A 14,158-nucleotide genomic window follows, 5' to 3' on the forward strand; every position below is an offset into this window, starting at 1 on the left:
TTTAAATATGAGAAGGAATACGTTTTTCCTCGTGCTAATGCTGGTGTCGCTGTCTGCGATATCCTGTAATAAGCAATATATGTATCCCAACTATGACGGGAATGAGAAAAAAGATACGACCAAAACTGAACCTGAAGGTCCGGAAGGGAATGTAACGAAAACAAATATCCGGGACCTGGTGCTTATTTATGGTGGTGGAGCCGATGGCCCGCAGGTGTGGGCAAAAGATGCTTTCTACCCTTATGTAGTATATGAAAACAACAGTGCTTTCGACTGGATGTTTGACGGGTTTTTGTTCCTTGAGCTGAAAGATGGTAAGGGGCATGCTTATACTACAGGGCACTCTCCTGAACCTGCCCTTAAGCCGCAATGGGAATCGCTGATGGATAAATACTTCAGCAAGGATCATTCGTTTGACGCCCTTGATCAGTGTATTACTGATGTGATTGTAAAAACAGGAGCACCTGCCCGCAAACGTAAAGTCATAGTAGGGATTCCCGAACCAATGAAAGGTGCTACGCAATGGGGTGAGTTGAATGGGAAGATGCTGGATTTTTCCAAAGACGAAGACCGGATTACCGCGTGTAACTGGTTCATAGACCAGGTAAAGGAGAAATTTGCTGCTGCTGGTTATGCCAATATTGAACTGGAAGGGTTTTACTGGATAGCGGAAGAAGTGGAAAATACTGCTCCTATCATTTCTGCTATAGGCAGCCACCTGGAAAAGGCGAAAAATTCTTTCCTGTGGATTCCATGGTGGAAATCCCCTGGGTATGATAATTACAAGCCTTATGGATTCAGCGATGTATATCTGCAGCCTAACTATTTTTTCAGTAATGATGTTCCTTACTCTCGTTTGCAGGAAGCCTGTAATGAGGCCAGTAAATACAAGATCAACCTGGAGGTGGAGTTTGATGAGCGGGTGTTGGGCGGAAAAGGGCAGAAGCTGTACGATTACCTGGAGGTATTTGAACAGAATAATGTTTATGAAAACAAGAAACTGGCATATTATCAGTCAGAGAATACCATTTTGAAATTATACCAGTCGTCAAATGCTATGGATAAAGCACTGTATCAGCGGTTCAGTGAGATTGTAACAAAACGGCAGAAAGTAGATAAACCTGCTTATATAGGGAATTGAGTTGGATTATATTGACCTGATAGGAATGATTTTTTAGTACACTAAACTGATCAACTATGAATTGTCTTAACATCACATCTAAGCTGTTTTACTGGGGCCTGGGCCTATTATTTATAGGGAGCATTGCTTCCTGCAAAAAAGGATACCGTGATCTTGAACAGGATAGTGCTTTGGGGAGCGATTTAAAAAAGGCGACGTTTACTACTAATGTTACTCCACCTAAGACAAAAGCACGCGATATGGTGCTTATCTATGGTGCGGGAACTGATAATATTGGTCAGCAGTGGGACTATTACGCTTTTCATCCTTATGTAGTATACAAGAATGCGCAAAACCAGTATGATTGGATGTTCGACGGGTTTTTACTGCTTGAATTAAAGGATCAGTGGGATTATTCATTTACCGTTGGGCATGGTGATCCCAATAAGCCTGCACAAAAGGCCAACTGGAATACGCTCCTTGATAAATACTTTACAACAGGGCGGTCGTTACACGCACTTGACCAGGCAATAGATGATGCTACCTGGAGTGCGGGCCAGCCACCAACGAAGCGGAAGATTGTGATCGGGATACCGGAGCCGTTGAAGTCTGTAGGAATGAATTGGGGAATGGTAGATGGTGTATGGCTTAATTTTCAAAATGATGCGCACCGGACGGCAGCCTGTAAATGGTTTATCGACGAGGTAGTGACACGTTTCAGCAGTGCAAATTTCAGGCACCTGGTGCTGGATGGATTTTATTGGATTGGAGAAGATGTGGGTGATGCGCAGAACGTGACATTGGATGTAAGTAATTATCTGGGCACAAAGAATTACAGTTTTACCTGGATTCCCTGGTGGCAATCCCCGGGATACAATAACCCGCAGGTATTCGGTTTTTCTGATACTTATCTTCAGCCTAATTATTACTTCTACAGCAATGTACCATATAGCCGTCTGCAGGATGCCTGCAATGCAGCATATGCGAATGGTACCTATCTGGAAGCAGAGTTTGATGACAATGTGTTGTATTATGCCGCATACCGGAATAAAATGTATGAATACCTGGATGTTTTTGGTACTAATAATGTGTATTCTTCCATGAAGCTGACCTATTATCAGTCTCAAAGTACCATCTTGAAGCTATTCACACAAAAAGATTATCACCCGACATTGGATTCATTATACAGGAAGTTTTGCGAGATTGTTACTGCCCGGCAGAAAGTGGTAAATCCTCCGTATTAACCGGAGGGGAGAAATGTAACAAGAAAGGCTGGTCTTCAGACTAGCCTTTCTTGTTATGTGGAGGGGATACCTGTACAAATTGTTTCGCATTCAGGTCGTATACCGCCTTATAGGTTTTATTGATGACTGATACCACATAGTCGTGGCGGATTTTCCATCTGTAAGTGACCTCAAGTGATTTTGTTTCAGGCAGATAATTGTATTTGAAGTCTACAGTATAAAATCCTACACTGTAATCTTTGTTTCGCTCTACTTTTTGTTTATCGCTTTCAGGTACTATCTCCGCAATGAATTTTTCTCTCAGAAAGTTTCCGTCAAATTCCTGGTAATTCAGGCCTTTCAGTTCATCAGTACTAACACGGAAAAAGTTGATCAAGCCATACATTGCTTTTCGGCCAAAATAGGTATAGGTGGAGTCCTGGTATAGCTGTTCAATAATTGTTGTGCCCCATTTTTTGGAGATGTCTGTGGTACCATATTTAGCATGATATTCCACATACTGTTTTACAGAATAGGGCTGTGCATATTCAAGGTGTTTGCCCATTTTTATAGCGGAGGTGTCCAGACGGGTTATATCCCGAAAGTGCTGAATTGCTTCTTTTTTGGAAGACTGCCCCATTACATGACCGTTACTCAGGATGATGATAGACAGCAATAATATAATCCTGAACATAGTTTGATACAGGTTAAAATGATTGATTGAAAAGATAATCCGGATATTAAAGTACTTAATTATTTGAGATGCTAAAGTGGAGATTTGCAGTAGATAAGAATGTAGGTATTACAGAAGGCTCAGGAGCCCGTTTTTTTATTTATCTGTTCTCTGAATGCTTTGGGAGTTTGACCGTTTCTTGTTTTAAATACAGTAGAGAAATAGGCGGGCGATGAAAATCCGCAGGCATAGGCAATTTCTGAAACAGACTGTCTGGAGTTGGCCAGCAGGTAACGGGCTTTCTTTACCCTGGCTTCCAGGATGTAATCATTTACATTGCAGTCGAACAGCTGTTTTACCTTACGGTATAGCTGCATTTTTGAGATAGAAAGTTGCTGACAGATATCTTCCACGCAGAACTGGTCATTGCTGAGATGTTCTTCCACCACGGCAGTAAAATCGTTTATGAACCGGCGTTCTGTTTTATCGGACTGTATGGTATGCACCCGTGTTTCCGGCTCTGCGATATAATGATCTTTGAGTCTTGCCCGGTTATTGAGCATACTCGTAATATTTTGTTCTAGGTATTTGAGATTAAATGGTTTGCTGATATAAGCGTCTGCATTGTGTTGCATGCCTTCTATGCGTTGTTCCTCACTGCTGTTGGCACTGAGAAGTATCACAGGAATGTGGGAGGTACGGATATCATTTTTAAGGGTGCGGAGTACCTGTATACCATTGGCGCCGGGCAGCATGATATCGCAAAGGATCAGGTCTGGTATATGCCGGAAGGCCAGTTGCAGGCCCTCGTCGCCATTGGTGGCATGAAATGTTTCGTATTGTTCGCTGAGGTAACCCACCAGGAAGTTGTTGAGATCGGGATGGTCTTCTATAATCAGCAATGAATGGGTATGTTCTTTTACGGTACTTGCACCGGAAGTGGCAGGGATCGTTTGCTCCAGTTCTTCCACATAACAATTCAGTTGCTGATGGAAAATGTTTATACTTTCCTGCTCCTGCTGTATTTCTTCCGGTGCAAAGGCATTGTTTTTCGCGGGTAAGGTAATGGTGAAGGTGGTACCGGCATTTTTGCTGCTTTCCACGCGGATACTGCCATGATGCAGGGAAATAATTTCGCGGGTGAGTGCGAGTCCGATACCGGTGCCTTTATGTTCACTTTCCCGGCTTTGGTAGAATAGTTCAAAGGCGTGCGCCAGGGTTGTTTCGTCCATGCCTGCCCCATCGTCTTCAATGTGTATCAAAACATCCTGACTATGTTCCGGTTGTTCAAGACAGATGTGCACTTTGCCGTGATCGCTGGTGAATTTGAAGGCATTGGATAGGAGGTTGTATAATACCCTGTCAAATAAACGCTGGTCGAACCATGCTTTAATACCTGGCTGCCGGTTGATAAGCCGGAAATCGATATGTTTCTTAATGGCTATGGCTTTAAAGGCCTCCATGATCTCGGTCACGAAAACAGACAGTTCGTTTTCGGATACTTGCAGTTGTAGTTTACCGCTTTCTATACGCCGGAATTCCAGCAGTTGGTTTACCAGCCGCATAAGCCGTATCACGTTTCTGCGCATCAGTTCCAGCTGTTGTTTTTGCGGAGATGATAGTTGTCTGCTGGTCAGGAGATTGTCGAGCGGAGCCTGAATAAGTGTTAGCGGGGTACGGAATTCATGAGAAAGGTTGGTAAAGAAAGTGAATTTGGCTTCAGTAGCTTCCTGTGCTTTGGCCGTCATTTCCACGAGTTGGTCACGTTGTTGTTGTATTTCGTCGCGTTGCTGTTTCAGTTGGCGGTTAATACGGCGGTTGGTGCGTAGTATGAAGATCAATATAATACCTAGCAGGAATGCAACACAAAGCGTGGTGACTACAATGCGCAGGAGGTGTTGTTGATCCTGGTACTGCCTGCGTTGCTCCTGGAGCAGTGACTGTTGTTGTTCAATTTCCTGGTGCTGCACTTGTATCTTATCTATCTGCAGGCGCATCAGTTTTACATTGCTGCTATCTATCAGCACTGTTTGCAACAGGGTATTGCGGGGTACTTTTTTGCCTGACAGGATATCTGCCGCCATGCTGATGGCTTCCTTGCCTCCGCTGGGATATAGTAATGATGCACTGAGTATCCCCCGGGCAACCAGGTCAATGCCTGCGTCGGGGTACGGGCTGGCATCTACGCCAATGAAGCGGATATGAGGAAGTGCATTTGCCTGACAGTAACGGTACATACCATACGCCATTACATCGTTCTGGGCAAATACGACATCGGCCTGTTGCAGGAGGGCCTTGTTACGGGCAGCCACTTCCTGTGTTTTACCGGCTACCCAGTTCCCTTCGAGGCTGGCAGTAAGTTGTAGTCCGGGGTGCTGGCTGAGCGCATCATGTAGTCCCTGGCTTCTTTCTATTGTGGGAGAGGAGCCTTTCAGACCGGTCACTTCCACCACACGGCCTTTGGTACCAAGGAGGCCTGCAATATATTCCCCTGCCAGTTTGCCTATGTTATAATTATCCCCTCCTATATAGGCGGTAAATGAATCTGTAGCCGCTTTCCGGTCAAGTATGATCACGGGGATTCCTTTACGATATACCGCTGTTATGACAGGAGCCAAAGGGATGGCTTCATTGGGGGATACCAGCAGGATATCTATGTTTTCGGCCAGCAGTTCCTGGATCTGGCTTATTTGCCGTTTACTGTCATCTGCAGCATCCTTGTACAACAGCTGCATGTCCGGATGATAAAACAGCTCGCGCTTCATTTCTACCAGCATATTCTTCCGCCAGTCGTCATTACCGGTGCATTGGGAAAAGCCGATACGGTATCGGGGCTTATCCACCTGCCGGCAACCCGGCGAAAGAATGGCAATGGTCAGGCAACAGCATATGAAATATATAAATGATCTGGAAAGCAACGTGGCAATTTTTTAAGCTATCAGGATGATCCTATTTCTAAAGACAATGATACAAAATTGAAAATAACCTCTTGGTAATATCTTTTGGGTAATATGTAATTAGTTGTATCAAAAGTGTTTAATCGTTTATTCCTGTATGTTACAATTTTAGAATAAATAGATGCTATACAATAAGTGAATCGCCTGATGGTGAAGTAGGTTTGGCATGAAAACAAATTCGCGTTATGAAACCTGGTAGGCTGTATTTTCTTAAAACAGGTACCTCAACACATGGTTTCATCCGAAGGTTTTAACGATACAAAATTATTAAGGGATGCATCACAGGATCATTTTTTTCTGGGCTTTTGTAGTAGCATTGGGCGGTTTTCTTTTTGGGTTTGATACCGCAGTTATCTCCGGAGCGGAACAATTTATACAACAATATTGGCATTTAACACCGATGGAGCATGGTTTAACTGTATCCATAGCTTTAATAGGAACCGTCTTTGGAGCACTGGGAGGCAGTATCCCATCAGACAGGCTGGGGCGAAAAGCCACCCTGATACTGGTAGCGTTGGTATTTTTATTGTCGGCTGCAGGTACAGCGTTGGCCACTAACTGGTATTTTTTCCTGTTATGCCGTTTTGTGGGTGGGCTGGGGGTAGGAGCCTCTTCTGTAACAGCCCCGGTATACATCTCCGAAGTAGCCCCGGCGAAGTACCGGGGGCGTATGGTAGCCCTTTTTCAGTTTAATGTGGTATTCGGCATCCTTGTATCCTATTTATCGAACTACCTGATAGGCCTGAGTGGAGAAGGTGCCTGGCGGCTCATGTTGGGCATACAAGCGGTACCGTCTGTGCTGTTTCTGGTGTTGTTGCGTTGGGTGCCAGAAAGTCCGCGCTGGCTTTTGCTGCAGGGCAAAAGAGAAGCGGAGGCTGTGGCTACCTTGAAAGTGATGAATCCGCTGGGTTATGCAGATGATATAGCAGTGATCCGGCAGGCACAGTTGAATGCTGTTGCGGGACAGCAATCTGACAGCCGTACATCCGGAGAAAGGTTGTTTACCGCCAAGTACCGTACCCCTGTAATGCTGGCGGTATTGTTTGCGCTGTTTAACCAGGTATCCGGCATTAATGCCATTATATATTATGCTCCCCGTATTTTTGAAATGGCTGGCCTGGCGGCGGGTGCCTCCCTGTTGTCTACCGTAGGTATTGGTGTGGTGAATTTCCTTTCTACGTTGGTGGCCATACGTTTCATTGACCGGATTGGGCGCCGGCGGCTCATGCTTATTGGTACCCTGGGCTTGATTGTTACGCTGGGCCTGGTCGCTTATTCCTTTTATCAACATACCAGCGGTATGCTCGTGGTGGTGAGCTTGCTGGTGTACATTGCTTTCTTTGCTTTTTCGCAGGGTGCTGTGATCTGGGTATTTATAGCAGAAATATTTCCTAATCAGGTGAGGGCTAAGGGGCAAACACTGGGCAGCTTCACACATTGGATCATGGCCGCTGTTATCGCTTTTACCTTTCCTTACCTGGCCGCCGGTATCGGTGGGGGGCATATATTCAGTTTCTTTTGTTTGATGATGGTGATACAGCTGCTGTTCGTATTGCGATGGATGCCGGAAACAAAAGGAAAAACTTTGGAAGAAATAGAGGTGGGCATGATGATGCATTAAACTTAAAAATTGATTAATATAGATAAATATGAGAAAGCAACTTTTCCAACTGACGATAGCGGCGCTTATGCCCATGTTGCTGCAAGCACAGGAACAGCCGGTACCTACACCGCAGTGGAGGCCCGTGTATCATTTTACAGCAGAAAAAAACTGGCTCAATGATCCTAATGGGCTTATCTACCTGAACGGTGTATACCATATGTATTACCAGCATAATCCTTTTGAGAACAAATGGGGGCACATGAGCTGGGGCCATGCTACCAGCAGGGATCTGTTGCATTGGCAGCATCTTCCGGTTGCCATCCCGGAAATAGAAACAAAGGATACTACCACTATGATATTCTCCGGCTCGGCTGTTTGGGATGAGCATAACACCAGCGGGTTCGGGAAACATGGTAAAGGTGCTATCGTTGCTATTTATACCGGGCATCAACCCAAGCAAGGGAAGGAATCGCAGTTTATAGCCTATAGTAATGACGGAGGGCTCACCTATACTAATTACACGGGTAATCCGGTAGTAGATATCAATAAGGGCGACTTCCGCGATCCTAGTGTGATATGGCTGGAGGACCAGCGTAAATGGCTGATGACAGTAGCGGAGCCTGGGGCACATAAAATATTGTTCTACAGCTCTGCTAATCTGAAAGAATGGGAATTGCTCAGTGAATTCAGTAATCAGGGAGATACCCGCAAAATATGGGAATGCCCTTCACTTACACCTATGTATGTTGACGGAGACCCTGCCAAAAAGAAATGGGTGCTGATGATTTCATCCGGCAATCCGGATGCACAGCAGGGGCTGCAATATTTTACAGGTGATTTTGACGGCCGCCGTTTTATCAATGATAATCCTGCGGAAAGCAAGCTGTTTATAGATTATGGCAAAACATTCTATGCTGCGATTCCTTTTAACCATCTGCCTGGGAATAAGCAGACAATGATAGGATGGCTGGTACCTTTTGAAACACCTACACATCCCTGGCGGGGGCAAATGTCCATTCCCCGGGATATGTTGCTGAAGCATACTCCGCAAGGTGTACGCCTGTACCAGCAACCTGCTGCTGTGATTACCTCCTCACTGGTAAAGCTGCCGGCTGCGAAGCGGCTATCTAAAAAACAGTTCACCGTCACTGGTGGGTTGACACTGAATAATACGAAGCGCTTCCATTCTAATGCTTATTGGCTGGATGCTACTTTTGCTACCGGAGGTGCAGATGAATTTGGTTTCCGCATTGCACAGCAAAAAAATGGTGATAAGGTGGTGGCTGAAACGGTGATAGGATATAATGCGCAGCGCCAGGAATTATACATTACCCAAATAAAGGACGGTAACGTAACCGGGAATACGGAGAAAATGGCCGTATCGCCGGAAGATGGTAAGGTAAGATTACAGGTACTGTTTGATAAATCATCCCTTGAAGTGTTTGTAAATGGGGGAGAGAAAGTCCTGACCACGCTGCTGTTTCCTGCCGAAAATGCTACCGGCCTGACGCTGTTTGCCAAAGGAGCAGTACAGGTAGATACGCTGAAAGGATGGGATCTGGGTAAGTAAGGGGATATGGCAGCAATATATTAACTTACGTGTTAGTAATTATTTAAGTAACTACTGATGCGTATTTTAATATTTGTGGCCTCCATTTGTTTTTCTCTATCCGTAACCGCACAGGTTGATCTGGCCCAACCTTTTAAGGAATGTCATATCAAGGGTAGTACTACGATATATAATTATAAAACAAAAAAATGGACTTTTTCTGATCCCGAAGATGCAAAGACAGCTACTTTGCCAGCTTCCACTTTTAAAGTAGTGAATTTGCTCATTGCATTACAAACAGGGGTGATCAGGGATGAGCATGAGGTGATTAAATGGGTGGGCACTACTGATACCACCCTTTATGGTTACCGTCCGGAAATCTATAAAGACCTGACTGTAAAAGAGGCTTTCGAAGTTTCCGCAGGTTGGGTCTTTATAGAATTGGCGAAAAAGATTGGCAGAGCGCAATACCGGTATTATTTAAAGGCCTGCAATTATGGTAACCAAAAACTGGATGAAGCTGGAACTGACTTTTGGAACTTTGGGAAATTTGAAATTTCACCTAAAAACCAGGTTGATTTTTTAATTAAAGTATATAAAGGCAGCCTACCCTTTTCCAAACGTAATATAGAAATTCTGAAGAGGGTAATGATTACAGAAACTACTGATAACTATATTATACGGTCAAAAACCGGTTGGACAAGGGCTAATAATGAGGATGTGGGATGGTGGGTAGGATATGTGGAACGAAAAGATAACGTTTATTTTTTTGCCACCCGTATTATAAAGCCGAGGAGCGTTGTTAATACCAATTTTGGCCAGTGCAGAAAAGAAATTACGAAGCATATCCTGAAGACGATGGGAGCAATAGAGTGATGAAAAGATAAATACAGAAATATTACTTCCTCATTCGCGTCGCTGGGCAAAGAGCCAGTCCAGCAGTCCGGGAGTAATACTTACCTGATACCAGATATTATGCCCTTCATCAGGATACTCGGTGTATCTGGGCGTTCCACCAGCTTTTTTGATGGCATTAATTATATCACGTGAGCCGCTAACAGGGACATTTTTATCGTGTTTGCCATGAAAAGCCCACACCGCCACATGTGTGATCTTTGCTGCAAGTGCTGGATCCCCTCCTCCACAAACCGGTATAGCAGCAGCAAACATTTCAGGATGCGTACAGATAAAATTCCAGGTACCATAACCACCCCTTGAAATACCTGTTACGTAGCGCCTGGTTGTATCAATGGAAAGTTGTTCATCTAATGAATGGATCGCTTCATACACCAGTGAATCTATGGACGGGTAATTGGGAATACCGCCCCAACCAGAACCTGGCGGACAATGCGGAATAAAAAGGAATGCCGGATACTTTTTCCTGTTCATATCAGTTGATAACATTTCGGCAGCAGCAGCTCCCTGAATTTGTCTTATGGGATCTGTTCCGGGCTGGCCGCCATAAGGCAGGGATATGACCAATGGGTACTGTTTGCCGGGATCATAATCCAGGGGTTTTAGCAGCCGGTAGTATAGGGTGTCTCCCTGGTTATTGACAAAAGTGTGGGCTTCAAATAATTGTGCTAATGCTTTTGTCTTTTCAAAATTCTGTTTTTCCCAGTATATGGAAGAGTAGCTTTCGGAGGTCAGCATTGTGCCAAAGGTGAAGGTGAGTATTAAAGCCAGCAGACCTGCTACTCCCGATAGGATCCCTATCCATTTCGTCGGCGGCGTATTGATGTTTACCGTCTTTAATAGCCTGATTTCGCTTTGGAAATGCATAATAAATAGCAAGGGAGTTAATGCTCCCGCTGTAGTAATCCACCTCGATAATTTCCCTGCGGTACCATTCACCGTTACAGTTGGAACGAACAGGGACCAGATAGTTACTGATAATAAAAGCAGACTGATGAGCAGCATAAAAATACCTGAGATCCTGAGCCAGTATCTTTTTCCTGTAGTGGAAAATGTAAGACACAGGGCATATATTGCATTGGCGCTCAGGGAGAATAATAACATAGGCAGGTAATAACTTTCCCATCCCCTTGATAACAGCATCAGGCATATGACAACTGCGTAAATTAAGTTGGCAAGTGTGCTAATTAACGCGGCAGAGAAAGTAGCCTTATACCCGTAATAATAGTAGTATTTCAGCAGCAGCATGGCTGCCATAAGCGCAATGGCATTCGTTACAAGGATCCATGGCATAAATGATTGCTGTGAAAAAATTTCAGGGTAGGGGAGCATACCCTGCAATAAACCAGCAGCCACCATAAGGGCTAAAAGAAAGCGCAAAAGGAGATAAAGACTTTTATGCATATTTATACTTTGAAGTCTGGATTATTGGACTTTGTACCGGTGGGTGTCTGTGCTGCTTCATTTGTTTTTGACAATGAAATCAATCCACCCATTGCCCCTAAATTCATAGAGTCTAGTGCTGAGCTGGGTACTATTACCATGGATCCTTTTTCTTTCAAACCTTCAAACAGCATGTTCATCCCCCTCAGGTGCAGTGCCACCGGATTATTAATATACTGCTCGCTGGCTTTTGCAAATTTTTCTGCAATCTCTGTTTCAGCGGTTCCCAGAATAACCCTTGCCCGGCGCTCTCTTTCTGCTTGTGCTTCCTTACTCATTGCATCAGCTAATATTTGAGGAATAACGATATCCTTTATGCCTACACTCTGGCAGGTAATACCCCATGGATCGGTATGTTCATCCAGGATTTTCTGCAATACTTCCGCTACCTTATCTCTTTCCTGCAACAAATCAGCCAGTTCATGTTTGCCTATCATATCTCTTAATCCTGTCTGGGCGATATAGGCAATAGCTGTTTCATAGTCCTGTACTTCCAATGCTGCCTTTTCTACATCCCAGACTGTCCAATACACTACGGCATCAACATTTACAGGTACGGTGTCTTTTGTCAGCGTTTGTTCCGCTTTAAATTCAGTTACCCTTACCCGCTGATCGATGTAGTTATCTATTTTATCAATAATAGGGATAATGAAAAAGATGCCGGGCCCCTTTAAGCCTATGTATTTACCCATCCTTAGAATAACCGCTTTCTCCCATTGGTCGGCGATATTAATGGAATTGGCTACCAATATGGCAATGATCAGGGAAAGAACCAGGAAAAATACGTTGATATACCCTAAATAGAAGCATCCGATAGCAACTCCAACCAACACTAAAAAGACCATTGTTGCAATTGGGTTAAACCCTAGCTTTACATTCTTTTTTGAACTCATGGGATTATTGTTTTTTTAGTTGTTTGATGATGTCGTCTATCGAAAATCCATAGCTAAATGCAATAGTGGTGAACTCATCACAGATCTCCTTTAATTTCCCCTTTTTCTCCTGAGCTGATATCTGGACTTTTGTTTCACTGATGAAGGTGCCGGTGCCTTGCTGGGTTTCCAGGATATGTTGAATTTCCAACTCCTTATATGCTTTAGCCACCGTATTCAGGTTTACTTTCAAATCCACTGCCAGCGCCCGTACAGTAGGCAACTGTTCCCCGGTTTTCAGGTTGCCCGCCGCAATGCCAAACTTGATCTGGTCGATGATTTGCCGGTAAAACGGGGTGCCTGTTTTGGGATCTAGTTTAAAGTCAATCATATAGGTGTCTTATTGTACTATAGATATAGTACAAGTATACAACAAATTTTCAATTCCTCAGTAAAAAGAAATTATAAAAAAAGGGCCTCACGAATGAGGCCCCATGGTTGGTGTTATGCGGGGAATAATGATTAATAATCAAGCTTTGTGATAGAGGTTACATCACTGATACCCTGGAAATATAATCCCTGTTTTCCTGTAGCGGTCGCTACATCAATCACGTACAGGTATAATTTGCCACTATCTTCTTTCATGACATAATAAGCAGTCTTTTTATCTGCTTCTACATACACCTTCATGTTATAACTCATCTGTGCATGCTCCGGCACACCGCTTACATTGGTAACTGTTTTCTTCAGTACATCTACGATAGCCAGTTTTACGCGTCCACCGCTTACGCCGCCGGTTTCAGTGGTAGCGTATAAAGTCATCAGGAATTTGCCATCTCCAATGTATTCTCCACGCGCCAGTTTGGTACCGGTTGCTGCTTCAATATCAAAGAAATAACTCTGGTCAAACACTTCTGTATCCTTTTTGATCCGGATAATGGCAGAGGGTTTGGTGGATTTTAATGGACCTGATGGGCCGGCGGTAGACCATGCATATACATCGCCATCTTCAATCTGCTGTACTCCCTGCATGCCAAACCAGTTACCGATAAAACCAGTACGGCCATCCCGGATCACTTTCTGAAAGGCCAGCTCCGGATAAGAGAATACTGCTATCCAGGTACTGTCTACGTATTTGGTATTTTCTCCGCTCACGCCTGGGGTGCAATAATAGGGGATGTACACTTTATTGCCTACCTGCGATAACCCTGTCCATACAGCCATCTCATCGGTACCCGTAATTTTAGCCAGATCTACTGTATTACGGCCTGCCACTTTATTCCCTACCGCATCGAAACGATATAAGGTAGCTACTGCACTTTCTTTGGAGCGGTTTACGGATCCACCTACATAGGCATCTTTATTTACCGCACCGTAAATACCTGTAAACTCCGTATTTATCGAAGCAGCAGCCTGCACCAGTTTGCCGGTTGCATCTAGTTTATAAGGAGTGGTAGGGCCTTGCGCAGCATATACAATACCGAACAACCTGTTGTTCTGACGGATAAATGAATAGGCTTCTGTTTCCACACCTATACCGGTAGTGGAAAGTGTACCTTTAGTGGGATCATCAATAGGTACAATATAACGGCCGGCTTCTCCTCCGGAGCCATCTGTATACACCACAAAAACAAATTTTGATTTGCCATTGCCATTTCCGGGACCATTATCTACCGGATCCTTGTCTTTACTGCAACTGATACTGAAAAGAGAAACAGCAGTCATACAAAGCCCTGCCAATAGCTGACTACCTTGCCTTTTACTAAACATTGTATTAGAATTTTTATGATGAAAAATGATGAA

Annotated in this window: 11 protein-coding genes; 5 read left to right on the forward strand and 6 right to left on the reverse strand. The window is 44.2% G+C overall.

The window, feature by feature from the left end; genetic code table 11:
* Positions 1-7 precede the first annotated feature (7 nt).
* Positions 8-1,141 carry a DUF4855 domain-containing protein gene (locus ABR189_RS23505; RefSeq protein WP_354662938.1) on the forward strand — a complete coding sequence of 378 codons (1,134 nt, stop codon included), beginning with the start codon at positions 8-10 and terminating at the stop codon, positions 1,139-1,141.
* A gap of 56 nt (positions 1,142-1,197) precedes the next feature.
* Positions 1,198-2,364 (forward strand): DUF4855 domain-containing protein, encoded by a 1,167-nt coding sequence (locus ABR189_RS23510; protein ID WP_354662939.1) that lies wholly within the window; start codon positions 1,198-1,200, stop codon positions 2,362-2,364.
* 40 nt (positions 2,365-2,404) lie between these two features.
* Here the strand turns inward: ABR189_RS23510 and ABR189_RS23515 are convergent, their stop codons facing one another.
* A complete protein-coding gene (locus ABR189_RS23515; protein WP_354662940.1) occupies positions 2,405-3,037 on the reverse strand; it encodes a hypothetical protein in 633 nt (210 codons plus the stop codon).
* A 119-nt stretch (positions 3,038-3,156) separates the two neighbouring features.
* Positions 3,157-5,934 carry a substrate-binding domain-containing protein gene (locus tag ABR189_RS23520; protein ID WP_354662941.1) on the reverse strand — a complete coding sequence of 926 codons (2,778 nt, stop codon included), beginning with the start codon at positions 5,932-5,934 and terminating at the stop codon, positions 3,157-3,159.
* Positions 5,935-6,247: 313 nt separating this feature from the next.
* Here ABR189_RS23520 and ABR189_RS23525 point away from each other — a divergent pair, with 313 nt between their 5' ends.
* The 3 genes from ABR189_RS23525 to ABR189_RS23535 are packed head-to-tail and all read left to right on the forward strand — an operon-like array spanning position 6,248 to position 10,001.
* Complete coding sequence (locus tag ABR189_RS23525; RefSeq protein ID WP_354662942.1) at positions 6,248-7,594, forward strand: sugar porter family MFS transporter; 1,347 nt, start codon at positions 6,248-6,250, stop codon at positions 7,592-7,594.
* A 28-nt stretch (positions 7,595-7,622) separates the two neighbouring features.
* Positions 7,623-9,146, forward strand: coding sequence for a glycoside hydrolase family 32 protein (locus tag ABR189_RS23530; RefSeq protein WP_354662943.1), 1,524 nt, complete (start codon positions 7,623-7,625; stop codon positions 9,144-9,146).
* A gap of 57 nt (positions 9,147-9,203) precedes the next feature.
* Positions 9,204-10,001 (forward strand): penicillin-binding transpeptidase domain-containing protein, encoded by a 798-nt coding sequence (locus ABR189_RS23535; RefSeq protein ID WP_354662944.1) that lies wholly within the window; start codon positions 9,204-9,206, stop codon positions 9,999-10,001.
* 30 nt (positions 10,002-10,031) lie between these two features.
* On the opposite strand, the gene ABR189_RS23540 is transcribed toward ABR189_RS23535, so the two are convergent.
* From ABR189_RS23540 to ABR189_RS23555, 4 genes are all read right to left on the reverse strand, one after another.
* Entirely contained in the window at positions 10,032-11,333 is a 1,302-nt protein-coding gene (locus ABR189_RS23540; RefSeq protein WP_354662945.1) for a carboxylesterase family protein, read from the reverse strand.
* Between the two features lie 113 nt (positions 11,334-11,446).
* On the reverse strand, positions 11,447-12,376 hold the full coding sequence (locus tag ABR189_RS23545) for a slipin family protein (RefSeq protein WP_354662946.1): 930 nt from the start codon (positions 12,374-12,376) through the stop codon (positions 11,447-11,449).
* Between the two features lie 4 nt (positions 12,377-12,380).
* Positions 12,381-12,746, reverse strand: coding sequence for a GntR family transcriptional regulator (locus tag ABR189_RS23550; protein ID WP_354662947.1), 366 nt, complete (start codon positions 12,744-12,746; stop codon positions 12,381-12,383).
* A gap of 131 nt (positions 12,747-12,877) precedes the next feature.
* Positions 12,878-14,125: a DUF4374 domain-containing protein gene (locus tag ABR189_RS23555; protein WP_354662948.1), complete on the reverse strand. Its 1,248-nt coding sequence runs from the start codon at positions 14,123-14,125 to the stop codon at positions 12,878-12,880.
* Positions 14,126-14,158 lie beyond the last annotated feature (33 nt).

Origin of the sequence: Chitinophaga sp. H8, from assembly GCF_040567655.1 — a bacterium.
In the GTDB taxonomy this organism is placed as follows: domain Bacteria; phylum Bacteroidota; class Bacteroidia; order Chitinophagales; family Chitinophagaceae; genus Chitinophaga; species Chitinophaga defluvii.

Coding starts and splice junctions, on each gene's coding strand:
- ABR189_RS23510 (WP_354662939.1), top strand. CDS start 1,198: ATGAATTGTCTTAACATCACATCTAAGCTGTTTTACTGGGGCCTGGGC.
- ABR189_RS23515 (WP_354662940.1), bottom strand. CDS start 3,037: ATGTTCAGGATTATATTATTGCTGTCTATCATCATCCTGAGTAACGGT.
- ABR189_RS23550 (WP_354662947.1), bottom strand. CDS start 12,746: ATGATTGACTTTAAACTAGATCCCAAAACAGGCACCCCGTTTTACCGG.
- ABR189_RS23530 (WP_354662943.1), top strand. CDS start 7,623: ATGAGAAAGCAACTTTTCCAACTGACGATAGCGGCGCTTATGCCCATG.
- ABR189_RS23535 (WP_354662944.1), top strand. CDS start 9,204: ATGCGTATTTTAATATTTGTGGCCTCCATTTGTTTTTCTCTATCCGTA.
- ABR189_RS23540 (WP_354662945.1), bottom strand. CDS start 11,333: ATGCCATGGATCCTTGTAACGAATGCCATTGCGCTTATGGCAGCCATG.
- ABR189_RS23545 (WP_354662946.1), bottom strand. CDS start 12,376: ATGAGTTCAAAAAAGAATGTAAAGCTAGGGTTTAACCCAATTGCAACA.
- ABR189_RS23555 (WP_354662948.1), bottom strand. CDS start 14,125: ATGTTTAGTAAAAGGCAAGGTAGTCAGCTATTGGCAGGGCTTTGTATG.
- ABR189_RS23505 (WP_354662938.1), top strand. CDS start 8: ATGAGAAGGAATACGTTTTTCCTCGTGCTAATGCTGGTGTCGCTGTCT.
- ABR189_RS23525 (WP_354662942.1), top strand. CDS start 6,248: ATGCATCACAGGATCATTTTTTTCTGGGCTTTTGTAGTAGCATTGGGC.